Here is a 26,821-nt window from a genome sequence, read left to right on the forward strand (position 1 = left end):
AATGGATAAGCGATATATTGGTGCTGCAATAATTGCACCCTCATTATTAATATTCTTTATTGGTGGTATTTACCTTAAATACTTTGTAATGCTTTTAGCCTTACTTGGATTATATGAATTTTATAAGGCATCAAAAAATTGTGGTATAAAACCAATAGCTATAGTAGGTTATGCCCTTTGTTTAGTGCATTTTATTACCTTAAAATCTACATTAGATTTAGAACTATTTTTTTATGTATTAATAATTGCAGTATTTTTACTACTTTGTGTTCCTGTTATCAAAACGGATTATAATTTTATTGATGTAGCAGTGACTGTATTTGGATATTTATATGTAGCTGTATTCTTTAGTTTTATAGTATTAATTGAAAATAAAATACATGGAAGCTACTTAATATGGTTAATATTTATATCATCTTGGGGATGTGATACCTTAGCATATTATAGTGGTAAATATTTAGGAAAACATAAGCTAATTCCTAAAGTTAGTCCTAAAAAGACCATAGAGGGATCTATAGGTGGACTTTTAGGAAGCATAATAGGATGTACCTTATATGGTTATGTGATCAGCAAATATGGGGTTAATATTTCAATATATAATTATGTAATCATAGGAACATTAGGAGGTATATTTGGCCAATTTGGAGATTTAGTGGCATCTTCTATAAAAAGATATGCAAAAGTTAAAGATTATAGTAATCTTATTCCTGGACATGGAGGGATATTAGATAGATTTGATAGCATACTTTTCGTATCAGTTGTAATATACTATTATATAACAATTTTTATGGGGATTTAGGAGTGAAATATAAGGGAATAATTTATTCAGCTATATTACTTATAGTATTTATACTTTTAAGTATACTAATGACTAGTTATATTCAGCCTATAGTAGTAACGGTAGGGCTATTAATACTGTCCTTACCTATACACAAATTAATAACAAAAAATAATATATTTAATTCAAAAACTAGTGCAGTAATTAGCTTGATATTTGTCAATGGATTTTTATTTATAATCATATTGTTTATAGGAAATTTTTTATTTACTCATATAAGAGGTTTTATTAGAAATCAATATGAGGGATTTATCGTGGATTTTGTTAATATGTATAATAGAATTATACCATTTAATAAAATTGATACTTTTACCATAAAAGAGGGATTAAAGGGAGTCTTTCACAATGTATTTAATAGTGGATTTTTAACTAAAGGAGCAGTATATACTACCGAACAGATATTAACATACTTTATAGGTAATATTACTGCTTACTTTATTTTATCTGATACTGTTTCCATTTGTGATTTTATAAAAAAAATAATTACAGAAGAAAATTATTATATACTATCTGAGAAGAGTGTTGAAGTAAAAAAATTATTTAAGATATTATTTTTATCTGTAGGAGTAAATACAATTATAACTATAGCAGGATTCTCAGCATTGTCAGTAGAAAATTCTATAGTTCTTGGAATAGTATGTGGATTATTAGATATAATTCCTTATGTAGGGATATTTATAATTTTTATACCATTGTTTGTATATTATATAACGATAAAGCAATATATTATTGCATTTGGTATAATATTATTATATATTTTGCTTATGGTTAATACTCAAATGATACAAACTAAATTTATGAGTAATAAGCTTCAAATTCATCCTCTTCCTATGGTTCTAGCTCTTTACATAGGAATGAAAAATTTTGGAGTGGTAGGAATGATTATGGGACCATTATATGTTATAACAGTAAATGAATTTATATTGAGGCATCTTCAACAAAATAATAAGCCAGTATGTTAGCCTATTTTCTATCATACTGCGTTGCCAGAACCTGGCCATAGCCCAACTATGATCAGAACCTGACGCCTTGTCTGATATGAGGCATATTCAAAAAAATAACTAGTCAGTATGCTCATCTATTTTGTATCATACTGCGTCGTCAGAACTCCATGATAGCTTAGACTATCATGAAAACCTGTCTCCTTGTCTGATGCAAAATATATGCCCCATCTTTAACTAGCTATTTTATTTCATATGCCTAAAATATGCTAACATCTTTGGGTTATTATTTTATATCAGATGCCTTAAACCTAAATTTGATAAAATTTATGGTGTTAAATAGATTTATGAAGGAGAGATTATTTTGAAGAACATAAGTATATTAGGGGTTACAGGTTCTATAGGAACACAAACCCTAGAAGTAATTAGAAACAGTAATAATGAGTTTAAAGTAGTAGGCATATCTGCTAATACCAGCTGTGATAAAGTAATAGATATAATTAAAGAATTTAATCCTAAATATGTTGCTATGATGGATCATGATAGCTATATAAAAATAAAAGATTATTGTAAAGAAAATAACTTAAAAGTTGAAGTTTGCGAGGGGTTAGAGGGATTAAATAAAATTTCTACTTTAGATGATGTGGAAATGGTAGTTACTTCTGTAGTAGGAATGATAGGTCTCATACCTACAATAAATGCTATAAGAGCTAAGAAGAATATTGCACTTGCTAATAAAGAAACTCTTGTAGTAGCTGGAGAGATTGTAATGAGAGAAGCAAGAGAGAACGGGGTAAAGATATTACCTGTAGATTCTGAACATTGTGCTGTATTTCAATGTATTCAAGGAAATGACCATAAATCATTAAATAAAGTGATATTAACTGGTTCTGGTGGACCTTTTAGAGGAAAAAAAAGAGAGGAACTTAACAACATAAGTCCAGAACAAGCACTAAAACATCCTAAATGGAATATGGGTAGAAAGATATCTATAGATTCTTCTACATTAGTTAATAAAGGATTAGAAGTAATAGAGGCACATTATCTATTTGATATGCCTTATAAAAATATAGAAGTGGTTATACATCCTGAGACCATAATTCATTCAATGGTAGAATATGTAGATGGTAGTGTTATAGCTCAATTAGGTAATACAGATATGAAATTACCTATACAATATGCATTAAATTATCCTGAGAGAAAAACTTCCTTAACAGAAAAGCTAGACTTTTATACTTTAGGAACATTAACTTTTGAAGAACCTGATATGGATACTTTTGGATGCTTGAAACTGGCATATGAAGCAGGAGAAAAAAGTGGTAATATGCCTGCAATCATGAATGCTTCTAATGAAATAGCTGTAGAGCTATTTTTAAAAGGGGATATAGAGTATCTTCAAATAGAAAAAATTATAAGAGAATGTATGAAAACTTTTGAATACATAGAAAAGCCTACTTTGGAAGAAATAATAGACATAGATAGTAAAGTAAGGCATTATGTAATAGAAAAATATAAGTTATAAGGGGTGACTTTTATGGGAGCAATGCTTCAAAATATTTCTTATGTAGTTATGGGGCTTTTAGCCTTTGGACTACTTATAGTAGGCCATGAATTTGGTCATTTTATACTTGCAAAATTAAATGATGTTAGAGTTGATGAATTTTCTATTGGTATGGGACCAAAGCTTTTTGGAATAAAAGGAAAAGAAACTGAGTATATGATAAAAGCTCTTCCGATAGGTGGATATGTAAAAATGTATGGAGAAGATGATGATGTTACCACTTCAGATTCTAGAGCTTATACAAATAAAAGTTCCTGGCAGAAGCTTTCAATAGTATCTGCAGGGCCAATAATGAATATTATTATTGCCATAATATTATTTTCTTTAGTAGGAAAAGTTCAAGGATTTCAAATTCCTACAGTAGATAGAATAGAACAAAATACTCCAGCATATACTGCAGGAATAAGGTCAGGAGATATTATCAAGGAAGTTAATGGTAATAAAATTGTCACATGGGATGATTTTGTAACTAATATTATTACAGGAAAAGGTGAAGAAGTAACTATAACCATTGAGAGAGATGGTATAGTTGAAAATTATCAGGTTAAGCCAGAGTTTAATAAAGAAAAAAATCAGTATTTGGTGGGTATTGGAGGAGCTTTTAAAAAGCCAACTTTTACTGAATCAGTAAAATATGGTGTGGATCAAACTTTAAGTATGGCAAAACAGACTTTTAAATTCTTTGGTCAACTATTTCAAGGGAAAATATCTAAAGATGATGTAGGTGGTCCTATAACCATAATAAAAGTTACAGGAAAGGTTGCAAAAGCAGGTTTAACTACATTAATGTTCTTTATTGCATATTTAAGTGTGCAATTGGCTATATTTAATATAATTCCTTTCCCAGCATTAGATGGTGGATGGATTATGTTATTATTACTTCAAATAATCACTCGAAAGGAATTTAATAAAGAAAAGGTTGCAACAATAAACTATTATGGTTTTATGATATTAATGGCCCTTATGGTGATAGTGCTTATAAAAGATATAGTTAGCCCTATACAGTTTTAGGAGTGAAAGTTATGGATAGAAAAGTTACAAGAAAGATAAAAATAGGAAATACCTATATTGGTGGAGATGCAAAAATATCTGTACAGTCTATGACTAATACAGACACTAGAGATGTTAATTCCACTGTAGAGCAAATTTTAAGATTAGAAAAGGCTGGTTGTGATATTGTTAGATGTGCAGTACCAGATATGGAGGCAGCAGAAGCTATAAAGGAAATAGTAAAGAAAATTAACATACCATTAGTGGCAGATATACATTTCGATTATAGATTAGCTTTAAAATCCATTGAAAATGGAGTTTCTAAGCTTAGAATTAATCCGGGCAACATTGGTAGTGAAAAAAGAGTTAGAGAAGTAGTAAAGGCTTCTAAGGAAAGAGGTATTCCTATAAGGATTGGAGTGAATTCTGGCTCCCTTGAGAAATCTTTGCTTCAAAAATACGGTAAACCATGTCCAGAAGCATTAGTAGAAAGTGCTTTAGGGCATGTAAGAATCCTTGAAGATATGGACTTTCATGATATAGTAATTTCAATTAAGTCTTCTGATGTATTACAAATGATTGAAAGCTACAAAATGATTTCAAGTAAAGTTAACTACCCTCTTCACTTAGGAGTAACAGAGTCAGGAACTCCTTGGAGAGGAACTATAAAATCTAGTGTAGGTATAGGATCATTATTAACTGAAGGAATTGGAGATACTATAAGAGTATCTATAACTGGAGATGTTGAGGAAGAGGTTAAAGTAGGGAGAGAAATTTTAAAATCTTTAGGTTATATAAATGAAGGTGTAAAATTTGTATCTTGTCCTACTTGTGGGAGAACTGAGATTGATTTAATAGGTATTGCAAATGAGGTAGAAAAAAGATTAGCAAATTTAAATAAAAATATTAAGGTAGCAGTAATGGGCTGTGTAGTAAATGGCCCAGGAGAAGCTAGAGAGGCTGATATAGGCATTGCAGGTGGAAAAGGTCAAGGCCTTATATTTAAAAAAGGTGAAGTTATAAAAAAAGTTAAAGAGAGTGAGTTAGTTGAAGAACTCATGAAGGAAATAGAAAAACTTTAAGACTAGGAGGCGAATGAATATGAATTTAAGCCTAGTTGATATTTTAAAAAATCATTTAGATGAAGATGAAGAGATATGCCAATATGATATTAAGGTACTGAGAGTTCAGTACCTTAAAAAAAGCGGAAAATTGAGAATACACATTAAAGGCAATAGCAGCGTAAAAGAAGAAAATAAACCAAGAGTAGAAAAGCTTCTAAAAAACATTTTACCGTCTTTTAATGACTTAGAATTTATATGGTATATAGATATAAAGTCTGCTAATCTTGAAGAGATTTGTTCTATGTATTGGACTGATGTTGTTGCTACTGTAACCTCAAAAAGCCCCGCTCTAAAAACAGTACTTTTGAATTGTAAAAAAACAGTGGAAAATGATACTTTAAATATATTCATTTCAAATAAATTTATTTGTGATTTACTATGTAATAAAAATATGGAACATAATCTTAGGACTACTCTTAAAGAAGTATACGGAATAAATGCTAGTATTAAAGTTCAATATGATACTGATAAAAAATTTGACTATTTTAAAGAAAAAGAAAAAGAAAATATTAACATAATTCAAGAAGTTATGAAAGACAAACCGATGACAGTATCTAAGGAAATTTCAAAGCCTAAACCCTCATCTAACTCAAATCAAGGAGGATACAAAAAAACTAAATTTGAGAGTAGTAAAACAGATATTAAAGACGAAAATGTCATTGTCGGTAGACATGTAAGTGGAGAGATAACTCCTATCGAAGAACTAGATCAAACTTCAGGATTTGTTTCTGTCTGTGGAGATGTATTTAAGGTAGAAATTATTGAAACCAAAACCGGAAGGATAATTCCTACTTTTTATGTAACAGATTATACAAGTTCTATAACTATAAAATGCTTTTTGAAGAATCAAGAACTTGAAAGATTACAGGAAAATTTAAAGGTAGGACTTTATTGTAAGGTCAGTGGTGAAGTTATATATGATACCTATGCTAGAGAGATAGTGATAATGGGTAAGCATATAGTTAAGATGCATAAAATTGAAAGGAATGACACTAGCGAAGAAAAAAGAATAGAATTGCATGCTCATACTACTATGAGTGCCATGGATGGAATAACTTCTGCTTCAAAATTAATCGAAACTGCAGCTAAATGGGGCCATAGTGCTATCGCTATAACAGATCATGGAGTAGCACAAGCTTTTCCAGAAGCTATGGATGCTGCAAAAAAGAATAATATAAAAGTTATATATGGAATGGAAGGCTATTTAGTAGATGATGGAGTTCCAATTGTTTTGAATGGAGAAGGGAAAACGCTAGATGATAGTTTTGTGGTATTCGATATAGAAACTACAGGATTTTCTAGTGAAAATGATAGTATTATAGAAATTGGGGCCGTAAAGATAGAAAATGGGAAAATTATAGATAGATTTAATGAATTCGTAAATCCTAATAGAGCTATCCCCTATGAAATAACAGAACTCACAGGTATTAATAATGATATGGTCAAAGATGCTGAGGATATAGCCTCTATACTTCCTAAGTTTATGAATTTTATAGGTAATAGTATAGTAGCTGCACATAATGCTTCTTTTGATACATCATTTATAATGAAAAATTGTAAAAGATTGGGATTAGAATTTAAAAATCCAATAATGGACACAATACCATTAGCAAAGTTTTTGTTTCCGGATCTGAAAAGATATAAGCTAAACGTGATATGTAAGCATATAGGTATATCTTTAGAAAATCATCACAGGGCAGTAGACGATGCTAAGGCAACTGCGGAGATAGTTTTACATTGCTTTAATATGCTTAGAGAAAGAAATATATTAGATATTAATTCTTTAAATAGCGAATTTTTAGGAAGTTTTGATATAAAAAAAGCAATGACATACCATATAATTATATTGGCTAAAACTCAAGAAGGGCTTAAAAACTTATATAAGCTTATATCCTATTCTAATTTAGAACATTTTTATAGAAGACCAAGGGTACCTAAAAGCCTTATTGAAAAATATAGAGAAGGGCTTATTATAGGTTCTGCCTGTGAAGCTGGTCAAATATATAGAGAAGTACTTCAAGGAAAATCTATAGAGGAAATGGAGAATATAGTAAAGCTTTATGATTATTTAGAAATACAACCCATAGACAATAATAGATTTTTAATACAAAATGGAAATGTTAAAAATGAAGAAGAACTTAGAGATATAAATAAGAAAATTTGTGATTTAGGAGAAAAATATAATAAACCTGTAGTAGCCACAGGAGATGTTCATTTTTTAAATCCTACAGATGAGGTATTTAGAAGAATATTAATGGCAGGTCAAGGATTTTCCGATGCGGATAATCAAGCTCCACTGTATTTAAAAACTACTAATGAGATGATTAAGGAATTTTCCTATTTAGGAGAAGAAAAAGCACGAGAGGTTGTAATAGTAAATCCTAATAAAATATCCGATGAAGTTCAAGCTGTAAAACCTATACCAGATGAAACCTATCCTCCTAAAATAGAAGGTGCGGAAGATGATATAAGAAATATGACTATGAAAAAGGTTCATTCTATATATGGAGAAAATTTACCAGAAGTTATTCAAAAAAGGTTAGATAAAGAACTTAACTCTATAATAAATAATGGGTATGCAGTGCTTTATTTAATTGCCCATAAACTTGTTGCTAAGTCTATAGCTGATGGATATTTGGTTGGTTCTAGAGGATCTGTTGGTTCTTCATTTGTTGCAACTATGACAGATATAACAGAAGTAAATGGTCTTCCACCACATTATGTGTGTCCTAATTGTAAACATAGTGAATTTTTTATGGATGGATCTGTAGCTTCAGGAGTAGACCTTCCAGATAAAAACTGTGAAAAGTGTGGTACTGTCTATAATAAAGATGGCCATGATATACCATTTGAGACCTTCTTAGGATTTGAAGGTGATAAAGAACCAGATATAGACCTTAACTTTTCAGGGGATAACCAAGGTGATATTCATAGATATACAGAAGTTCTTTTTGGTGAAGGATATACCTTTAAAGCAGGTACTATAGGTACTATTGCAGAAAAAACTGCCTATGGATTTGTTAAGAAGTATTTAGACTCAAAAGGAAAGTATGCAACATCAGCTGAAATTGAAAGGTTGACATTAGGATGTACAGGAGTTAAGAGAACTACAGGACAACATCCAGGTGGTATAATGGTTGTACCTAATGATAATGAAATATTTAATTTCTGTCCAATTCAACGTCCAGCAGATGATTCTACATCAGATATAATAACTACTCACTTTGATTATCATTCTATAAGTGGTAGATTATTAAAATTAGATATACTTGGTCACGACGATCCTACAGTGCTTAGAATGCTACAGGATATAACTGGACTTGATCCTAAGACGATACCACTTTCAGATCCTAAAGTTATAAGTATATTTACTTCTACAGAAGCTTTAGGGTTAACCAAAGAAGAACTAGGGTGTGAGGTAGGTAGCTATGGGATACCGGAATTTGGTACAAAATTTGTTAGACAAATGCTTATAGATACGCAGCCTAAGACATTTTCTGATCTAGTGAGAATTTCAGGACTTTCTCACGGAACAGATGTATGGCTTAATAATGCTCAATACTATATCAAAGAAGGATATACAACACTTAAAGATTGTATATCTACAAGAGATGATATTATGGTGTATCTAATATACAAAGGTCTTCCTCCTAAAACTGCATTTACTATAATGGAAAAGGTTAGAAAGGGTAAGGGTCTTTCAGAGGAAAATGAGCAAATAATGAGAGAACATGATGTACCAGATTGGTATATAGGATCTTGTAAAAAAATTAAGTATATGTTTCCTAAAGGCCATGCTGCTGCTTATGTTATGATGGCAGTTAGAATAGCTTATTATAAAGTTTATTATCCTAGAGCTTACTATGCAACTTATTTCACTGTAAGAGCAGATGACTTTGATGGAGATATAGTAATTAAAGGAGAAGAAGCTATAAAAGCTAAAATGGATGAGATAAATGCTTTAGGAAACAATGTAGGACCTAAGGAAAAAGGGCTACTTACTATATTAGAATTATCTTACGAAATGTATAAAAGAGGTATAAAATTCTTACCAGTGGATATATATAAATCTGATGCTACTAAATTTACTATAGAAGGAGAGTCAATTAGAATTCCTATTAGTGGACTTCAAGGTGCTGGGCAGAATGCAGCTAAAAGTATTATGGAAGCTAGAGTTGATGGAGAGTTTATCTCCAAAGAAGATTTACGAATTAGAAGTAAAGTTTCTAAAACAGTAATTGAAGCTTTAGATAATCATGGTGCTTTGGAAGGCTTACCAGAAACTAATCAATTATGCTTATTTTAAGATGGCAATTTGCTTGAAATTAAGCTAGAACTGTGATATAATTTTGGTTAGTTTAGTGAGTTATGACAAATTTAGTTGGAGAGAGTAGGTTTTGCCTACTCTCTATTTATTAAAAACGCAACATCTATTCGTTGCGTTTTATTATATATTTTTAGATTTAAACTAAACAAAAATTAAATAAGGAGGTAGTAGTTATGCAAAATGACCCATTAGTTGAAAGACTTATAGCTCTTGCAAAGCCCATAGTAGAAAAGAATAATTGTGAGCTTTATTATTTAGAGTATATAAGAGAAGCAGGGGAATATATTTTTAGAGTTTATATAGATAACGAAAAAGGAATTTCTCTTTCTGATTGCGAAAAAGTAAGCAGAGAAATTAGTGACATATTAGATATTGAAGATCCAATCTCCGATGAATACAATTTAGAAGTTTCTTCTCCGGGAGTATTTAGAACATTATTTACAGAAGCTCATCTTAAGAAATATTTAAATCAAGATGTAAAAGTTATTTTGAACAGTTTATTAAATGGAAAGAAAAAATATGAAGGAAATTTAAAAGACTTTGATACTTTAAATTTAGTGATTGAAATTGATAATGCTCCAGTAACGATTCCAAGAGACAAAGTATCAGTAGTGAATTTAAATCCGACGTTATAGGAGGATAATGAGATGAATGAAGAATTTATAGACGCACTTAAAGAAATAGTAAGAGAAAAAGGAATAAGTGAAGATGTATTATTTAGCACAATTGAAGATGCATTAGTTGCTGCATATAAAAAAAATTATGCTAATTCTCCGAATAGCGGTCAAAATGTAAAGGTTACAATGAATAGAGAAACTGGTGAAATCCATGTTTACGCACAAAAGGAAGTTGTAGATGAGGTTTATGATGAAAGTTGTGAAATTTTACCAGAAGAGGCTAAAGAAATAAACCCAAGATATACTATAGGAGATATAGCAGAAATAGAAGTTACTCCAAGACAATTTGGTAGAGTGGCAGCACAATCTGCAAAGCAAGTTGTTATACAGAGAATCAAGGAAGCTGAAAGAAATATCATATACAATGAATTTATAGCAAAGGAATATGATATAATTACAGGAACAGTAATAAGAAAAGATAGAGGCAATGTGTTTATCAATTTAGGCAAAATAGAAGCAGTGCTTGGACCTAATGAACAAATGCGTGGAGAAGAGTATGTTTTTAATGAAAAGCTTAGCCTATATATAGTTGAAGTTAGGAATACTACAAAGGGCGCTCAGGTAGTAGTTTCAAGAACTCATCCAGGCTTAGTTAAGAGATTATTTGAAAGAGAAGTGCCAGAGATATATAGTGGTATTGTGGAGATTAAAAGTATATCAAGAGAAGCGGGTTCAAGGACAAAGATAGCTGTACATTCAAAAGACGAAAATGTTGATGCAATGGGTGCTTGTGTTGGTCCTAAGGGAATAAGAGTACAAAGTATTGTAAACGAACTTAAAAATGAAAAAATTGATATTATAAAATACAGCAAGATTCCAGAAGAGTATATTGCTAATTCATTAAGCCCAGCTAAAATTTTAGAAGTTAAAGTAGATGAAGAAAATAAAAGCGCTAAAGTTGTAGTTGATGATAACCAGTTATCACTTGCTATAGGTAAAGAAGGTCAAAACGTAAGGTTAGCTGCAAGATTAACTGGATGGAAAATTGATATAAAAAGCAAATCTCAAGCTTACACAGCTTTAGATGTTACTGACGTTAATAAAGAAACTGAGATAAATGAAATTCTAGAGTAGGTGATATCTATGAAGGTGAAAAAAATACCACAAAGAATGTGCACTGGCTGTATGGAGATGAAGCCTAAAAAAGAGCTTATAAGAGTAGTTAGAAATAAAGAAGGAGAAGTCTTTATTGATACTACTGGGAAAAAGCCAGGACGAGGAGCATATATTTGTAAAAGTATAGAATGCTTAGAAAAGTCTATAAAAGCAAAAAGATTAGAGAGAAATCTTGAGGGTAAAATCAGTGATGATATATTTGAAAGATTAAAGGAAGAGATGAGATATGACCAATAAGTTTTATCAATTTTTAGGACTTACTAAAAAGTCAGGAAATTTGATAGAGGGATATAATAAGTGTGAAGAAACAATAAAGAAAGAAAAGGTTTATCTTGCAATATTATCACTGGAGTGTTCGGAAAATACTAAAGATAAATTTAAAAGATACTGTAGTGATAGAGAAATTCCTTTATTAGAGGATGTACCAAAATTTCAATTAGGTATTTCCTTAGGGCGAGAAGAAATAAATGTATTATGTGTAAAAGATAAAAATATGAGTGAAAAGCTCATTGATTTATGGCAAGAGCATAATAACATATAAATTCGGAGGTGAAAGCTTTGGCGAAAGTAAGAATATACGAATTAGCTAAAGAGTTAGAAGTTTTAAGTAAAGATTTAATCACAGTGCTTTTCGAAGAGTTTGGTATAGAAGCTAAAAATCATATGAGTATGATAGATGAGGAAGATGCTGAGCTTATTAAAGAATTATTTGCAGATCAAAAAGCAAATACAAATGAAACAATAGAGCATTATGAGAATGTTGAAAATGAGAATGTAAATAAGTTAAATAAGAAAAAAAATAGAAACAAGATAAGAAATAGAGATTCTGATGAAGAAGATTTAGAACTGACACAAGATGAAGTTATAGAGATGGAAAAAACTATAATTGTTAAAGATTTAGCAGAAAAGCTTAAAAAACCACCTGTAGAAGTTATTAAACAATTAATTTTCTTAGGCGTTATGGCTAATATGAATCAAGAAATAGATTTTAATATCGCTGAACAAGTTGTTGAAAAGTTCGGCTCAATGGCGGTATTAAAAGAAGAAGAAGCTGGAAAACTTGGTGAAGAAGAGGATATAGAAGACAACTTTGAAGAAGAAAACGATACTGAAAAAAGACCACCTGTAGTTACTGTTATGGGACACGTTGACCATGGTAAGACGTCACTATTAGATGCTATTAAGAAATCTAAAGTTACGGCTACAGAAGCAGGTGGAATTACACAACATATAGGAGCTTATACTGTTGATGTAAATGATGAAAAGATTACTTTTCTTGATACACCAGGACACGAAGCTTTTACTGCAATGAGAGCTAGAGGAGCTCAAATTACGGATGTTGTTATATTAGTTGTTGCAGCTGATGATGGAATAATGCCACAAACTGCTGAAGCTATTAACCACTGTAAAGCAGCTAATGTTCCAATGATAGTTGCTATAAATAAAATGGATAAACCATCAGCAAACCCAGATAAAGTTAAACAAGAGTTAACTGAACATGGATTAATTGTTGAAGATTGGGGTGGAGACACAATATGTGTTCCAGTATCAGCCCATACAAGAGAAGGTATTGATACATTACTAGAAATGGTAGTAATAACTTCAGAAATGTTAGAGCTAACTGCCAATAAAGAAAGAAGAGCTAAAGGAACGGTTATAGAAGCTAAACTTGATAAAGGTAGAGGACCAGTAGCTTCACTACTTGTTCAAAATGGAACGTTAAATGTTGGAGATTCAATAATCGTAGGAACTACTTATGGAAGAATAAGAGCTATGATAGATGATAAAGGTAATAAAATAAAATCTGCTGGACCATCAATACCAGTAGAAGTTTTAGGATTATCTGAAGTTCCAGCAGCTGGAGATAGATTTAATGTTGTTAAAGATGAGAAAACAGCTAGAAACATGGCAGATAAGAGAAAAGAAAAAATAAGACAAGAAAACTTTACTGCATCTAATAAAGTTTCTATGGAAAACTTATATAGTCAAATTCAAGAAGGAAAAGTTAAAGAACTTAGTGTTATAGTAAAAGCAGACGTACAAGGTTCTGTGGAAGCTATAAGACAATCATTAGAAAAACTTTCAACAGATAATGTTAAAGTTAGAGTAATTCATGGTGGTGTTGGAGCTATAACTGAAACAGATGTTACACTAGCATCAGCTTCCAATGCAATTATAATAGGATTTAATGTAAGACCAGATGGAAATGCTATAGCTGCTGGAGAAAAAGAAAGCGTTGAAATTAAAACTTATAGAATAATATATGATGCTATTGAAGATATTAAATCTGCTATGGTGGGAATGCTTGATCCAGAGTATAAAGAAGTTATACAAGGAAGAGTAGAAGTAAGAGCGGTTTATAAAATTTCAAATGTAGGTACAATTGCAGGATGCTATGTTCTAAATGGAAAGATTACTAGACATTCAAGTGTAAGAATTTTAAGAGAAGGTATAGTTATATTTGAATCAACATTAGCATCATTAAAGAGATTTAAAGATGATGTTAAAGAGGCTGCAGCTGGTTTTGAATGTGGTTTAAGTATAGAGAAATTCAATGACATAAAAGAAGGAGATATCCTTGAAGCTTATACTATGGAGGAAATTAAACCTAAACAAATTTAATCATAAGGAGTGAGTTACGTGGCAAAGTATAGAAGCGGTAGAATTAACGAGGAAATAAAAAGAGATGTAAGTAACACAATACAAAATAAAATAAAAGACCCTAGATTAACTGCAATGATAAGCGTAACTGATGTAGATGTAAGCAAAGATTTAAGCTATGCAAAGATATATGTAAGTATTTTTGGTAGTGAAAAGGAAAAAGAAGATAGTTATTTAGCTCTTAAAAGTTCTGTAGGATTTATAAGAAAAGAAATAGCTAAGAATGTTAAAGTAAGACATATACCTGAAGTTATTATAGAGTTAGATAATACCCTTGATAGAGCACAGCACCTAGATTCATTACTTAAACAAATAAAGGAGCAAAATAGCAATGACAATAAATAATGTTATTGAGAAAATTAAAGAAAGTAAAAAAATTGCTATTACCTTTCACACTTCTCCAGATGGTGATTCACTAGGAAGCAGCACAGCACTTACTTTAGCACTTAGGAGTCTAGGAAAAGACTGTACTATTCTTTGTAAAGAAGCTATTCCTCAAACATTTACTTATTTACCTTGTGCAGAAGAAATAACTGGTGAAAATTATAATGTAGAGAAAAATACAGACTTAGTGATTGTATTAGATTGTGGAGATTTTAAAAGAATTAATGCAGAAATTCTTTTAAAAGATAGGGATTATACTTTAATTAATGTGGATCATCATATGTCAAATGAATTATATGGAGATTTAAACTATGTAGATACTAATGCTGCAGCGGTAGGAGAAATTGTATACCAAATATTAAAGCTATTAGATATAAACTTAACTAAGGAAATAGGAACAGCATTATATACTTCACTATTAACTGACACTGGTTCGTTTAGGCATTCTAATACTACTAGTATTACTCATAACATTGCAGGGGATATAATAAATACAGGCATTGATTTTAGTGAGATTCATAGAATTATTTTTGATAATAAAAGCTTTAATAAAGTTAAGCTTTATGGAAAAGTTATAGAAACTATGACTTTGGAATGTAATAAAAAAGTTGTATTTATGGAACTTACTAATAAAATATTAGAAGAACTGAACCTAGATGGCTCTGATACATCTGACTTGATAGCCTTTGGAAGTAAAGTTGAGGGTGCAGAAGTAACAGTGCTGATTAAGGAATCGGAAGATGGTGTTAAAGTTAGCTTACGTTCAAAAAATAAGATTGATGTAAGAAGAGTTGCAGAGGGCTTTAATGGTGGTGGACATATTAGAGCAGCAGGTTTTGTGGCAGAAAGTAATATACAAACTATAAAAGATAAGTTAATAACTATATTAGAAAAAGAGTTGATATAATGAACTTAAATAGAGAAATTAAAGATATTTCTAATAAAAAAAATATTTTTGGTATATTAAATGTTTATAAGCCAACAAAAATCACTTCTTTTGATGTAGTTAGAATTATAAGGAAGCTTACCAATGAAAAAAAAGTTGGTCATTGTGGAACTTTAGATCCTGAAGCTTGCGGGGTTTTACCTATTTGTATAGGTAAAGCCACTAAAGCTATTGATTACATTATGGAAAATAATAAGGTTTATGTTGCAGAGTTAAAGCTAGGAGAAGTAACAGATACTTATGATATTGAGGGAAAAGTAATAAGACAGTGTGATGTGAATGTTACAGCAGAAGAAGTAATGGAAGCTGTCTATTCTTTTAAAGGAAACATAAAACAGGTTCCACCAATGTATTCAGCACTTAAAGTAAATGGTAAAAAGCTTTATGAACTTGCAAGAGAAGGTATAGAAATTGAAAGAGAAGCTAGAAGTATAACTATACATGATATAAAAGTTTTAGAAATTAATCTTCCTTATGTAAAGATGGAAGTAAACTGCTCTAAAGGTACTTATATTAGGAGCCTATGCTATGACATAGGAGAGAAATTAGGCTGTGGTGCTATGATGAGCGCGTTAGAGCGAACAGCTACAGGCAAATTTACTAAAGAAAATAGTATAAATATTGAGTCTTTAAATGAGGAAAATATATATGATTATATTATCCCTATAGAAAATGCTTTTTTAAACTATCCTAAGATAGTAGCTGATATTAAATTTAAAACCCTTCTTCTTAATGGAGTCATATTAAAGGATAAAAGCTTTACATCAAACATATTAAAAGATGAAATTTACAGAGTTTACGATGAAGAAAACAACTTAGTTGGAATAGGCAGAAAAAACGATGTAGGTTTTAAATTGATAAAGATTTTAATCTAGAGGATATAGATATGAAGATAATAAAGGATAATTTTAATGAGAAGTTAAATTTTCCTACCTTTATAGTTTTAGGTAGTTTTGATGGAATTCATCTTGGTCATAAGTCTCTTATAAAAAAATCAATAGAGATGGCTAAGAAGTATAATAAAAATAAAGAAGAAAATTTAAATTTTATTAATGCTAGAACTATGGTATGTACCTTTGAAAATCATCCTTTAACAGTTATAAATGAGGATGTTGCACCAAAACTTATAATGGATAATGCTCATAAAATTGAGATATTAGAAAAATTAGGAGTCGATGTAGTAAATTTTATTACCTTTGATGATAATTTTATGAGAATAACTCCAGAAGATTTTATCAAAAATTTAGTAAATTCCTACAATGCGGTAGGTGTAATTGTAGGTTTTAACTATAGATTTGGATATAAGAATTTAGGGGACGTTGAACTTTTAAGGAAGTATAGTGAAATTTTAGGGTTTAAGCTTTATGTAGCTAAGCCTATTAAATTAAAAGATGAAATAATAAGCAGTTCTAAAATAAGAAACTACATACAAGAGGGAGAAATTGAAAAGGCAAATGTAATGCTAGGAAGACCTTTTATGTTAAGTGGGCAGATTATTAAGGGTAAGCAGATAGGACGAACTATAGGATTTCCCACTATAAACTTAGATTATGATAAAAAATTTGTACTTCCTCAAGGTGGAGTTTATTATAGTTTGGTAAAATATAAAGATAAGCTTTACAAAGCTATGACTAATGTAGGATATAATCCTACAGTAAAAGGAAAAAAACTTTGTGTTGAAACAAATATATTAGATTTTCATGAAGATATATATGGAGAATGTGTAGAAATATTCTTTTTACATAAAATTAGAGAAGAAAAAAGTTTTGATTCTCTAGAAGAATTAATAGCTCAATTGAATAAAGATAAAAAATTTGTTAAAAATCAAAATATGATAGATGTATAAACTATTTCATTTCAAAAAAGAAAGTTATAATAAATAATTTACAAAAAGAAAATTATTTGCTATAATTGGTCTGAACCTTATGCTAAGTTTACTGAATTGCCAACGGTATACTTGGGACAAGGGGATATTACAATCGGAGGTGTTTTTAACATGGATAAGGCTAAAAAACAAGAAATAATGGTAAAATTCGCTAGAACTGAAGGAGATACAGGATCACCAGAGGTTCAAGTTGCTTTATTAACAGAGAGAATAAAAGAGTTAACTGAGCACTTAAAAGTTCACAAAAAAGATCACCATTCAAGAAGAGGTCTTTTAATGATGGTTGGACAAAGAAAAGGACTTTTAAATTACTTAAAGAAGCAAGATATCGAAAGATACCGTGCTTTAATAGCTGAGTTAGGAATAAGAAAATAGTTAGAGCGGCTAAGCCGCTCTATTATTTTAACTTATATTTTTTAGGTAAATATAACTAATTATATTTGACAATACTATTAATAATTATTGAAAGGAGGCAAAACTATGATTAATACATTAGAAACTACTGTAGCAGGAAGAACCATGAAAGTTGAATATGGTAAAGTTGGAATGCTTTCAAACTGTGCAATATTTATGAATTATGGAGACACAGTAGTACTTGTTAATGTAAACGCTTCAGAAACACCAAGAGATGGAATAGATTTTTTCCCTCTAAGTGTTGAATATGAAGAAAGATTATATGCAGTAGGAAAAATTCCAGGAGGATTTATCAAAAGAGAAGGTAAGCCATCTGAGAAAGCAGTATTAAATGGAAGAGCTATAGATAGACCTATAAGACCTCTATTTCCAAAGGGATATAGAAATGATGTTCAAGTAGTTTGTACAGTAGTGTCTGTTGAGCAAGATAATCTTCCAGAAATATTAGCTATGAATGCTGCATCAATGGCATTATGTTTATCTAGCATACCATTTACAGATGCTGTAGGAACAGTATCTGTTGGTCTTGCAGATGGACAATTTATTATAAACCCAACAGTAGCTCAAAGAGAAAAAAGTACATTATCATTAACTATCTGTGCAACTAAAGAAAGAATTATGATGATAGAAGCTGGTGGAGATGAAATTCCAGAAGAAACAATGATAGAAGCTATAAACTTTGGATTTGAAGAGTGTAAAAAAATAGTTGCATTCCAAGAAGAGGCTGTGGCGAAGTTTGGAAAGGAAAAAATAACTCCAGAGATACACAAAGTTGATGAAAATGTAGAAGAAGACATAAGAAATTTTGCATATGATATGTTAAAAGATGCAATGTATACTACTGACAAAGATGAAAGAAATAACAAAGTTTCAGAAATTAAAGAGAAAATCAGTGAAGCCTTTGGCGAAAAATATGAGGATAGGATGTCTGATGTATCAGAAACAATTTATAGTCTTCAAAAAGAAATAGTTAGACATATGCTTCTTCATGACAGGAGAAGACCAGATGGCAGAGGTTTTGATGAAATAAGAAAAATTAGCTGTGAAACAGGATTACTTCCAAGAACACATGGTACAGGATTATTTACAAGAGGATTAACTCAGGTAATGACTGTTGCTACTCTAGGCGCACTTGGGGATGTTCAAATAATTGATGGTCTTGGAGAAGAAGAATTTAAAAGATATATGCATCATTATAATTTCCCAGCTTATAGTGTAGGGGAGGTTAAACCACTTCGTGGACCAGGAAGAAGAGAAATAGGACATGGTGCTTTAGCAGAAAGAGCATTAGAACCTTTAATTCCTTCAATCGAAGATTTCCCATATACTATAAGATTAGTATCTGAAGTATTAAGTTCAAATGGATCTACATCTCAAGCAAGTGTGTGCGGTAGTACATTAGCGTTATTAGATGCAGGAGTTCCTATAAAAAGACCAGCAGCAGGTATAGCTATGGGATTAATAACTAGTGAAGATTTATCAGAAGAAGAGGTATTAACTGATATTCAAGGTATTGAAGACTTCTTTGGAGATATGGACTTTAAAGTTGCAGGAACTGAAAAAGGTATAACTTCTATACAAGTAGATACAAAAATAAAAGGATTATCTGACTATTGTATAAGAACTTCTATAGAAAATGCTAGAAAAGCTAGATTATACATTTTAGATAAAATAAAAGAATGTATACCAGAAGTAAGACAAGAATTATCACCATATGCACCAAGACTATATACAGTAAATGTTAATCCAGATAAAATTAGAGACATCATAGGACCAGGTGGAAAAACTATAAAGAAAATTATAGCTGAAACTGGTGTTAAGATAGATACTAATGATGATGGTAAAGTTGTTATTATGTCTAATGACAGTGTTGGAGCAAATATGGCTTTAAAAATGATAAAAGAACTTACTAAAGAAGTTGAAGTAGGAGAAATTTATCTTGGTAAAGTAACTAAGATTGCTACTTTTGGAGCCTTTGTAGAATTATTACCTGGAAAAGAAGGTTTAGTTCATATATCTAAACTAGATACTGCAAGGGTAAATAAGGTAGAAGATATTGTTTCAGTAGGAGATGAAATATTAGTTAAGGTAACAGAGATAGATAATCAAGGAAGAGTTAATCTTTCAAGAAAAGATGCTATTAAAGAAACAGAAGAAGATAAAATTGATAATTAATAACAAATAGAAGGGCATAATGCCTTTTTATTTTTTTAATTTGGGTATTTATAAAGTTAAAAATAAATAATTAAGGATTATGATAGAAGCTCTTTTTTACAATCACATTCAAGAACCTATAGTTTAAGTTTTTATATACTTTTAAAGTGCTTTTTACATTTGGATATTTTTTACTGTACTTTTTAATAAATAATTGATATTATACTAATATTTATATGAAAAATTGAAAAAGATATATAAATAAGTATTATTATTTTAGAAACTTAATCTAAAAACTAAAATAAATGTTACTTTTTAGATTTAAATTTAAAACATATTCAATTTGTAATGAATAGTTCATAATATATAATTAAAGAAATAATTAATTCTATAATAGATTTTAAAAAAATTATAGCTATCTTAAAAAGAATAATTAGCCATTATAGTAGATTATTTTGTGTTATACTGCGTCTACCAGCCAATGAACCATACGTAGAATCAGTTTTATTGTTTAGCATAAAATATCCACCCCATATTTGACTAGTTATTTTATTTTAGAGGTTTTATGTTATTTTTAGTTACTTTTATAATAAGTGATATAATTACTCAAAAATAAAATTTAAATGTTAAATCTATAGTTAGGAATATTTTTAATTGTGAATTTTACATTGTGAATTGAAATATTAAAAGAAATATCTTCAATAAGGAGAGCGAAAATGTATAATTTGTTTACTTTAAATAATGGATTAAAAGTGGTAGTAGAAAATATAGAGCATTTTAACTCTGTATCAGTGGGATTATGGGTGGAAAATGGTTCTAGAAATGAAAACAGTATTAATAATGGAGTATCTCATTTTATAGAACATATGCTTTTTAAAGGTACGGCTAATAGAAACTCCAAGCAAATAGCAGAGGAAATTGAAAATGTAGGTGGTCAAATCAATGCATTTACAGGTAAAGAAGCTACTTGTTATTATATTAAAACTTTAGATTCTCACTTAGAATTAGGACTTGAATTATTATCTGATATGCTTTTTAATAGTCTATTTAATGAAGAAGATATTGAAAAGGAAAAAGGTGTTATAATTGAAGAAATAAATATGAGTGAGGATAGTGCAGAAGATGTATTGATGGACTTACATGCTGAAGCTGTTTGGGGAAAGGATGGGCTTTCACTTCCTATACTGGGAACTGAGAATACGGTAAAATCCTTTAATAAGGAGATGATAGTTTCATATTTAAAATCTTATTACATACCAGAAAACTGTGTCATATCTATATGTGGAAAAATAGATATGAAGAATATAGAAAAAATTGTAGAGAAGTATTTTGGAAATTGGCAATATGATAATAAAAATATAACTATGTATTCCACGCCAGAGATATTAAATAATAATTATTTCAGACGTAAAGACATAGAGCAACTTCACATAAATTTAGGAATGCCGGGACTAAAAATAGGTGATAATGATTTATATACATTAATATTATTATCTAATATGTTAGGTGGAGGAGCTGCCTCTATTCTCTTTCAGAAGATAAGAGAAGAATTAGGAATTTGTTATTCTATATATTTATATATGTCTTCTCATATAAACAATGGACTTGTAAATGTATATGCAGGATTAAATCCTAAGTATATTAAAGAGGCAATTGATGTTATACTTAATGAAGTTAATAAATTTTCAAAAGAGAATATCACCAATGAAAAACTTCAAAAAAGTAAAGAGCAGTTAAAAGGAAATTATATTTTAGGACTTGAAAGTACTAGCAGCAGAATGTTTAGTAATGGAAAATCCGTATTATTTTTAAATAAGATAAATACTCCAAGTGATGTAATTAAGAAAATAGATAAAATTGACATGGAGAGTGTGGAAAGAGTTAAGGAGCTTACTTTTAGAAAAGGCATACAAAGCAGTGCTTTTGTAGGTAAGGATACAAGACTTTTAAAAGAAATTTACAAAGATAATCTAACTGAGATAAAAAAATAATAACTTTAGTTTTATGTAAATGCTTTTTTCTTGCATAACTTCAGCTTAATTCTCATAATTATTTCTATGGGAATTATAATAAGAGGTGATATTATGGAAGATAATATTAAGTATTTAAGCGAAATGGAAAGATACGAGATTATAAATATTAATGACGGCGATAAATACAATTTTTTAGGCAATAATGATATTGTAATAGATGAACGTGGTGTATTAAAATTATTAATATTAAACGATAGTAAAGCTACTTTTAGTTTTTTTAAAAATAGTGAGCTCATCGAAGTACCTTGGGAGTATGTGAAGAAAATTGGCTCTCGAACTATTATAATAGATGTAGACAATGAGGTACTAAAAAAATCTCGTATTTAAGTGGGGGAGAAGTAATGAAGATACTCATACAAAAATTTGGAGGAACTTCTGTTTCAAGTGAAAGAAATAGAAAGTTAGTAGCAAAGAAAATAATTAGTGCCATAGAACAAGGATATAAGACGGTTGTTGTAGTATCTGCCATGGGAAGAAAAGGAGAACCTTATGCTACAGACACATTATTAGGTTTATTGAGTGAGAATTTTAAAAGAAATAACCTATTAGCTACAGATTTAATGGTAGGGTGTGGGGAAATTATAAGCACTGCTGTAATATCTAATGAGTTATACAATAATAATCTTAATGCCATACCACTAACAGGAGGACTTGCAGGAATTAAAACAGATAATAATTATGGAAATGCTACAATAATGGATGTAGATACTGAGAGATTACTAAAACTTCTAAATGAAGATAAGATACCAGTAGTAGCAGGATTTCAAGGGACTTGTGAAGAAGGGTATTTAACTACTCTTGGAAGAGGGGGAAGTGATGTTACTGCTGCTATATTAGGAGCTGCGCTAAAGGCGGAAGAAATCCATATTTATACAGATGTAGATGGTATAATGACTGCTGATCCTAGAATAGTATCTCATGCCACTTTGATTAAAGCTATAAGCTATGATGAGGTATGTCAATTTGCATATCAGGGGGCTAAAGTTATTCATCCTAGGGCTGTTGAGATATCTAAAAAGTATAATATACCATTAGTTATTAAAAACACTCTTAGTGACTGTGATGGAACCTTCATTACTAATCATATAGAAGATGATTCACAAAGTATTATTACTGGAATTACTCATGTAAAAGATAGAGTGCAAATTACTGTTGCGGATAATAATAGTGATAGTTATGTTGAATTGTTTGACATAATAGCAGAAAAAGGTATAAGTATTGATCTTATTAATGTCTTTCCTAAACAAAAAATATTTACTATAGCATTAAATGATTTAGATAAGTTTAAGGAGATTACAAATGAGATAAATTTACAATGCTCATATATTGAAAATTGTAGTAAGATTGCTATAATAGGTTCTAAGATGAGGGGAATGCCGGGAGTTATGGCTAGAATTTTAAAAACATTAACGAAAGAAAAAATAGAAGTACTACAAACAGCAGACTCTCATATGACCATATGGTGCTTAGTAGAAGCTCCATATACAGAATTGGCTATTAATGTACTTCATAAAGAATTTAATTTATGATAATTAAGTATATGATTTCCTCTAAATGTACAAAATAGAAATGTATATTTAGGAGGAATGATTATGGCAGATAAAAATACTGAAAAGAAAATAAAAAGTGAAGAGATAACTAAAAATGAAGAAGAATCAAAGCCCAATGAAGGAGTTCAAAATATTAAGGAGTTAGGAGTACTTAATGTGGCTAGTGGCGATGACAGTATACAAATACTACCTATAATAGGACAAATAGAAGGTCATAGTATGGGGTCACCTCAAACAAAAGTAACTAAATATGAACATGTTATACCTCAATTAGTAGCAATGGAAAGAGATGAAAAAGTTAAGGGTATACTTGTAATATTAAACACTGTTGGGGGAGATGTAGAGGCAGGGCTGGCAATTGCGGAAATGATAAATAGTCTGTCAAAACCAACAGTGTCTTTGGTAATTGGGGGAGGTCATTCCATAGGAGTTCCGCTAGCAACTTCATCGAGCTATTCATTTATTTCGCCTAGTGCTACTATGATTGTTCATCCCATAAGAATGAATGGTTTAGTAATAGGTGTACCTCAAACTTTTGACTATTTTAGAAAAATGCAAGAACGAATTATTGAATTTATAACAAGAACTTCTAAAATAAGTGCAGAGGAATTAAGAGGCATGATGGCTGAAACTGACGAATTATTAAACGATATGGGAACTATATTAATAGGGAAACAAGCAGTTGAATGCGGAATTATTGATGAAGTTGGAGGAATATCTCAAGCGTTGCACAAATTAAATGAACTTATTGATGAGAAATAGGTCGATTTTGACCTATTTTTTATTGAATTTATTTAAAAGGAAATATTATCATATTTGTAGAAATAATTAATTTGGAGGTGATACGGTGGCTAAAAATAACATTGATAAAGAAAAGAGCAAAAAATCTCAAAAAAGAAGTAGGTCTAAAGATAATGGAAAATCTGATAAGAGATATACTAATGAAAAAGGCCACTCGGAGGTTTCGGGAATTATACTTATAACTATAGGCATATTAATGTTACTTAGTTTAGGCTCTACTATATTTTCCAATCAATCATCATTATCTGGTATGATAGGATTATTTATTTATAAATTATTTGTAGGACTAATAGGCTTAGGTGCATATGTAATGCCTGCCTTTTGTATATTTATAGGAGCTAGTTATATAATTAAAAGTGGTAATATTGCTTTTACTAAGAGGTTTTATGGAATAGTTTTATTCATTATTAATAGCTTATTGTTTATACAAATGACTGTTTTATCTAATTATTATGTAAAAGATAATATTATGGTAGGAGTAGAAAAGATTTATAATTCTAGTAGTATACTTCATGGTGGAATTATAGGGTACTTTTTATCAGTTCCACTATATAAGCTTTTTGGAAAACTAGGAAGTTACATAATTTTTATTGCAGTATATATAATTTCTATAACTTTAATCAAGGACATAACTATCAAAGATATGATTTCAGAGATTGTGAATAAAAAAGATAGCTCAAGAGAAAATAAATTAAAAACTGATGGAAAGATACTTGTGAATGAGGAGTTAAAAGAAAACATCATCGAAGAAAATTCTATATCAAAAGTTGATACAAACCATAAAATAAAAATTATAGATTTCTTAAAATCTACAGAGATAGATGATAATAGTAAAAGTGAAAAGGATTCTATACAAAATAACATTAGAGAAGAAAAAAAAGAAAAGTCCTCTATTACTGATAAAGCTTTTACTAATGAATTAGAGGAAGAAATTCATATTAGCACTTTAAATAGTAATAAAAACTTTGAATATAAATCTCCTGATGTGGATTTACTTTATAAAAATGAACATAATCAACTTAAAAAAGGAGATAAAAAGGATTTATTAAATAGCGCAAGTAAGTTACAAGAAACTCTTTTAAGTTTTGGAGTAGAGGCAAAGGTTATACAAGTTACAAAAGGTCCATCTGTAACTAGATTTGAGCTTCAACCTAGTGCTGGAGTAAAAGTAAGTAAAATTGTTAATTTATCTGATGATATAGCTTTAAACTTAGCATCCTCAGGAGTTAGAATAGAAGCACCAATTCCAGGTAAGGCAGCAGTAGGAATAGAGGTACCTAATAGAGAATTAACACCAGTATATTTAAGAGAAGTTATTGAGTCTGAAGAATTTATAAGTTCTAATAAGAACTTAGCCTTTTGTCTAGGTAAGGATATAGGTGGACATTCTATTGTTTCTGACTTAACAAAAATGCCTCATATGCTAGTAGCAGGGGCAACAGGATCAGGTAAAAGTGTGTGTATAAATACCTTACTTATGAGTTTACTATATAAGTATTCTCCAGATGAGGTTAAATTATTACTTATAGATCCTAAAGTTGTTGAACTTAATATTTATAACGGAATACCACATTTATTAATTCCTGTAGTTACAGATCCTAAAAAAGCAGCTAGTGCATTAAGTTGGGCAGTAAATGAAATGACAAGAAGATATAAGATATTTGCAGATAATAACGTAAGAAACATTGAAGGTTACAATGAAATGGCAAATAAGGGTATTATTGAAGAAAAGCTACCTTGGATAGTAATTATAATTGATGAGCTTGCAGATCTTATGATGGTTTGTCCTAATGATGTTGAGGACTATATAGGCAGATTAGCACAGATGGCTAGAGCAGCGGGTATGCATTTAGTTATAGCTACTCAAAGACCGTCTGTAGACGTAATTACTGGAGTTATTAAAGCAAATATACCTTCAAGAATTTCTTTTGCCGTATCAAGCCAAATAGACTCAAGAACTATACTTGATTCATCGGGAGCAGAAAAATTACTTGGTAAAGGAGACATGCTATTTTATCCTGTAGGAGAAGCAAAGCCTGTTAGGATACAGGGAGCATTTGTGTCTGAAGAGGAAGTAGAGAGAGTAGTAACATTTATTAAAAATCAAGTAGAAGAACATCAATATGAAGATCACATTATTGAAGAGATAGAAGAAGGGGCTAGGCCTAAAAGTGATGATTGTGATGAGCTTTTAAATGAGGCTATAAAAATAGTTATAGATACGGAACAGGCATCTACCTCTCTATTGCAGAGAAGATTAAAAATAGGATATAATAGAGCAGCGAGAATAATAGAGCAGATGGAGGAAAGAGGTATTATTTCTGGAAAGAATGGAAGTAAGCCAAGACAGGTTCTTTTAAGTAAAGAGGAATATGAAGAGTGATAACCTTATACTATAAAGAAAAATATAGGAGGAAAA

At 30.2% G+C, this 26,821-nt stretch carries 22 protein-coding genes; all 22 read left to right on the plus strand.

The window, feature by feature from the left end:
• The first annotated feature begins 1 nt into the window (after position 1).
• The 22 genes from ACWPW7_RS10770 (at position 2) to ACWPW7_RS10875 (ending at position 26,785) form a co-directional block, all read left to right on the plus strand.
• Positions 2–799 carry a phosphatidate cytidylyltransferase gene (locus tag ACWPW7_RS10770; RefSeq protein WP_291560228.1) on the plus strand — a complete coding sequence of 266 codons (798 nt, stop codon included), beginning with the start codon at positions 2–4 and terminating at the stop codon, positions 797–799.
• Positions 800–801: 2 nt separating this feature from the next.
• The gene (locus ACWPW7_RS10775) at positions 802–1,800 is read left to right on the plus strand and encodes an AI-2E family transporter (RefSeq protein ID WP_291560226.1); all 999 of its coding nucleotides are present in this window, start codon (positions 802–804) and stop codon (positions 1,798–1,800) included.
• A gap of 343 nt (positions 1,801–2,143) precedes the next feature.
• Entirely contained in the window at positions 2,144–3,301 is a 1,158-nt protein-coding gene (locus ACWPW7_RS10780) for a 1-deoxy-D-xylulose-5-phosphate reductoisomerase (protein WP_454053510.1), read from the plus strand.
• 12 nt (positions 3,302–3,313) lie between these two features.
• Entirely contained in the window at positions 3,314–4,351 is a 1,038-nt protein-coding gene (gene rseP / locus ACWPW7_RS10785; protein ID WP_454053511.1) for an RIP metalloprotease RseP, read from the plus strand.
• 11 nt (positions 4,352–4,362) lie between these two features.
• Complete coding sequence (gene ispG, locus ACWPW7_RS10790) at positions 4,363–5,412, plus strand: flavodoxin-dependent (E)-4-hydroxy-3-methylbut-2-enyl-diphosphate synthase (protein ID WP_454053512.1); 1,050 nt, start codon at positions 4,363–4,365, stop codon at positions 5,410–5,412.
• 19 nt (positions 5,413–5,431) lie between these two features.
• Positions 5,432–9,760, plus strand: coding sequence for a PolC-type DNA polymerase III (locus tag ACWPW7_RS10795; RefSeq protein ID WP_454053513.1), 4,329 nt, complete (start codon positions 5,432–5,434; stop codon positions 9,758–9,760).
• A gap of 194 nt (positions 9,761–9,954) precedes the next feature.
• The gene (rimP, locus tag ACWPW7_RS10800; RefSeq protein ID WP_454053514.1) at positions 9,955–10,416 is read left to right on the plus strand and encodes a ribosome maturation factor RimP; all 462 of its coding nucleotides are present in this window, start codon (positions 9,955–9,957) and stop codon (positions 10,414–10,416) included.
• A gap of 12 nt (positions 10,417–10,428) precedes the next feature.
• Positions 10,429–11,532: a transcription termination factor NusA gene (nusA, locus tag ACWPW7_RS10805; protein ID WP_454053515.1), complete on the plus strand. Its 1,104-nt coding sequence runs from the start codon at positions 10,429–10,431 to the stop codon at positions 11,530–11,532.
• Between the two features lie 9 nt (positions 11,533–11,541).
• A complete protein-coding gene (gene rnpM / locus ACWPW7_RS10810; RefSeq protein WP_291560209.1) occupies positions 11,542–11,811 on the plus strand; it encodes an RNase P modulator RnpM in 270 nt (89 codons plus the stop codon).
• On the plus strand, positions 11,801–12,115 hold the full coding sequence (locus tag ACWPW7_RS10815; RefSeq protein WP_454053516.1) for a ribosomal L7Ae/L30e/S12e/Gadd45 family protein: 315 nt from the start codon (positions 11,801–11,803) through the stop codon (positions 12,113–12,115). The genes rnpM and ACWPW7_RS10815 overlap by 11 nt, the downstream gene beginning before the upstream one ends.
• 17 nt (positions 12,116–12,132) lie before the next feature.
• Entirely contained in the window at positions 12,133–14,196 is a 2,064-nt protein-coding gene (infB, locus tag ACWPW7_RS10820) for a translation initiation factor IF-2 (RefSeq protein WP_291560205.1), read from the plus strand.
• Between the two features lie 18 nt (positions 14,197–14,214).
• Positions 14,215–14,580, plus strand: coding sequence for a 30S ribosome-binding factor RbfA (gene rbfA, locus ACWPW7_RS10825; RefSeq protein ID WP_454053517.1), 366 nt, complete (start codon positions 14,215–14,217; stop codon positions 14,578–14,580).
• Positions 14,567–15,526 carry a DHH family phosphoesterase gene (locus ACWPW7_RS10830; RefSeq protein WP_454053518.1) on the plus strand — a complete coding sequence of 320 codons (960 nt, stop codon included), beginning with the start codon at positions 14,567–14,569 and terminating at the stop codon, positions 15,524–15,526. The genes rbfA and ACWPW7_RS10830 overlap by 14 nt, the downstream gene beginning before the upstream one ends.
• Positions 15,527–15,570: 44 nt before the next feature.
• Positions 15,571–16,440, plus strand: a complete 870-nt coding sequence (gene truB / locus ACWPW7_RS10835) for a tRNA pseudouridine(55) synthase TruB (protein ID WP_454055496.1) — start codon at positions 15,571–15,573, stop codon at positions 16,438–16,440.
• Between the two features lie 11 nt (positions 16,441–16,451).
• Positions 16,452–17,411, plus strand: a complete 960-nt coding sequence (locus ACWPW7_RS10840) for a bifunctional riboflavin kinase/FAD synthetase (protein ID WP_454053519.1) — start codon at positions 16,452–16,454, stop codon at positions 17,409–17,411.
• Between the two features lie 150 nt (positions 17,412–17,561).
• Complete coding sequence (rpsO, locus tag ACWPW7_RS10845; RefSeq protein ID WP_039631981.1) at positions 17,562–17,825, plus strand: 30S ribosomal protein S15; 264 nt, start codon at positions 17,562–17,564, stop codon at positions 17,823–17,825.
• A gap of 105 nt (positions 17,826–17,930) precedes the next feature.
• A complete protein-coding gene (locus ACWPW7_RS10850; RefSeq protein ID WP_454053520.1) occupies positions 17,931–20,039 on the plus strand; it encodes a polyribonucleotide nucleotidyltransferase in 2,109 nt (702 codons plus the stop codon).
• A gap of 695 nt (positions 20,040–20,734) precedes the next feature.
• Entirely contained in the window at positions 20,735–22,009 is a 1,275-nt protein-coding gene (locus ACWPW7_RS10855; RefSeq protein WP_454053521.1) for a M16 family metallopeptidase, read from the plus strand.
• Between the two features lie 93 nt (positions 22,010–22,102).
• On the plus strand, positions 22,103–22,378 hold the full coding sequence (locus ACWPW7_RS10860) for a YlmC/YmxH family sporulation protein (RefSeq protein ID WP_039631987.1): 276 nt from the start codon (positions 22,103–22,105) through the stop codon (positions 22,376–22,378).
• Positions 22,379–22,392: 14 nt separating this feature from the next.
• Entirely contained in the window at positions 22,393–23,580 is a 1,188-nt protein-coding gene (dapG, locus tag ACWPW7_RS10865; RefSeq protein ID WP_454053522.1) for an aspartate kinase, read from the plus strand.
• A gap of 57 nt (positions 23,581–23,637) precedes the next feature.
• Complete coding sequence (locus ACWPW7_RS10870; RefSeq protein ID WP_396152799.1) at positions 23,638–24,363, plus strand: ClpP family protease; 726 nt, start codon at positions 23,638–23,640, stop codon at positions 24,361–24,363.
• An 85-nt stretch (positions 24,364–24,448) separates the two neighbouring features.
• Positions 24,449–26,785 (plus strand): DNA translocase FtsK 4TM domain-containing protein, encoded by a 2,337-nt coding sequence (locus tag ACWPW7_RS10875; protein ID WP_454053523.1) that lies wholly within the window; start codon positions 24,449–24,451, stop codon positions 26,783–26,785.
• Positions 26,786–26,821: the final 36 nt, after the last annotated feature.

This window comes from Clostridium sp. Marseille-Q7071, from assembly GCF_965112025.1.

Excerpts from the sequence above, each read along its gene's own strand:
- rnpM (WP_291560209.1), top strand. The coding sequence starts at position 11,542 with ATGAAGGTGAAAAAAATACCACAAAGAATGTGCACTGGCTGTATGGAG.
- nusA (WP_454053515.1), top strand. The coding sequence starts at position 10,429 with ATGAATGAAGAATTTATAGACGCACTTAAAGAAATAGTAAGAGAAAAA.
- ispG (WP_454053512.1), top strand. The coding sequence starts at position 4,363 with ATGGATAGAAAAGTTACAAGAAAGATAAAAATAGGAAATACCTATATT.
- ACWPW7_RS10770 (WP_291560228.1), top strand. The coding sequence starts at position 2 with ATGGATAAGCGATATATTGGTGCTGCAATAATTGCACCCTCATTATTA.
- ACWPW7_RS10815 (WP_454053516.1), top strand. The coding sequence starts at position 11,801 with ATGACCAATAAGTTTTATCAATTTTTAGGACTTACTAAAAAGTCAGGA.
- dapG (WP_454053522.1), top strand. The coding sequence starts at position 22,393 with ATGAAGATACTCATACAAAAATTTGGAGGAACTTCTGTTTCAAGTGAA.
- ACWPW7_RS10860 (WP_039631987.1), top strand. The coding sequence starts at position 22,103 with ATGGAAGATAATATTAAGTATTTAAGCGAAATGGAAAGATACGAGATT.
- rpsO (WP_039631981.1), top strand. The coding sequence starts at position 17,562 with ATGGATAAGGCTAAAAAACAAGAAATAATGGTAAAATTCGCTAGAACT.
- ACWPW7_RS10840 (WP_454053519.1), top strand. The coding sequence starts at position 16,452 with ATGAAGATAATAAAGGATAATTTTAATGAGAAGTTAAATTTTCCTACC.
- ACWPW7_RS10870 (WP_396152799.1), top strand. The coding sequence starts at position 23,638 with ATGATTATGGCAGATAAAAATACTGAAAAGAAAATAAAAAGTGAAGAG.
- rimP (WP_454053514.1), top strand. The coding sequence starts at position 9,955 with ATGCAAAATGACCCATTAGTTGAAAGACTTATAGCTCTTGCAAAGCCC.
- ACWPW7_RS10795 (WP_454053513.1), top strand. The coding sequence starts at position 5,432 with ATGAATTTAAGCCTAGTTGATATTTTAAAAAATCATTTAGATGAAGAT.
- ACWPW7_RS10830 (WP_454053518.1), top strand. The coding sequence starts at position 14,567 with ATGACAATAAATAATGTTATTGAGAAAATTAAAGAAAGTAAAAAAATT.
- ACWPW7_RS10855 (WP_454053521.1), top strand. The coding sequence starts at position 20,735 with ATGTATAATTTGTTTACTTTAAATAATGGATTAAAAGTGGTAGTAGAA.
- rseP (WP_454053511.1), top strand. The coding sequence starts at position 3,314 with ATGGGAGCAATGCTTCAAAATATTTCTTATGTAGTTATGGGGCTTTTA.
- ACWPW7_RS10850 (WP_454053520.1), top strand. The coding sequence starts at position 17,931 with ATGATTAATACATTAGAAACTACTGTAGCAGGAAGAACCATGAAAGTT.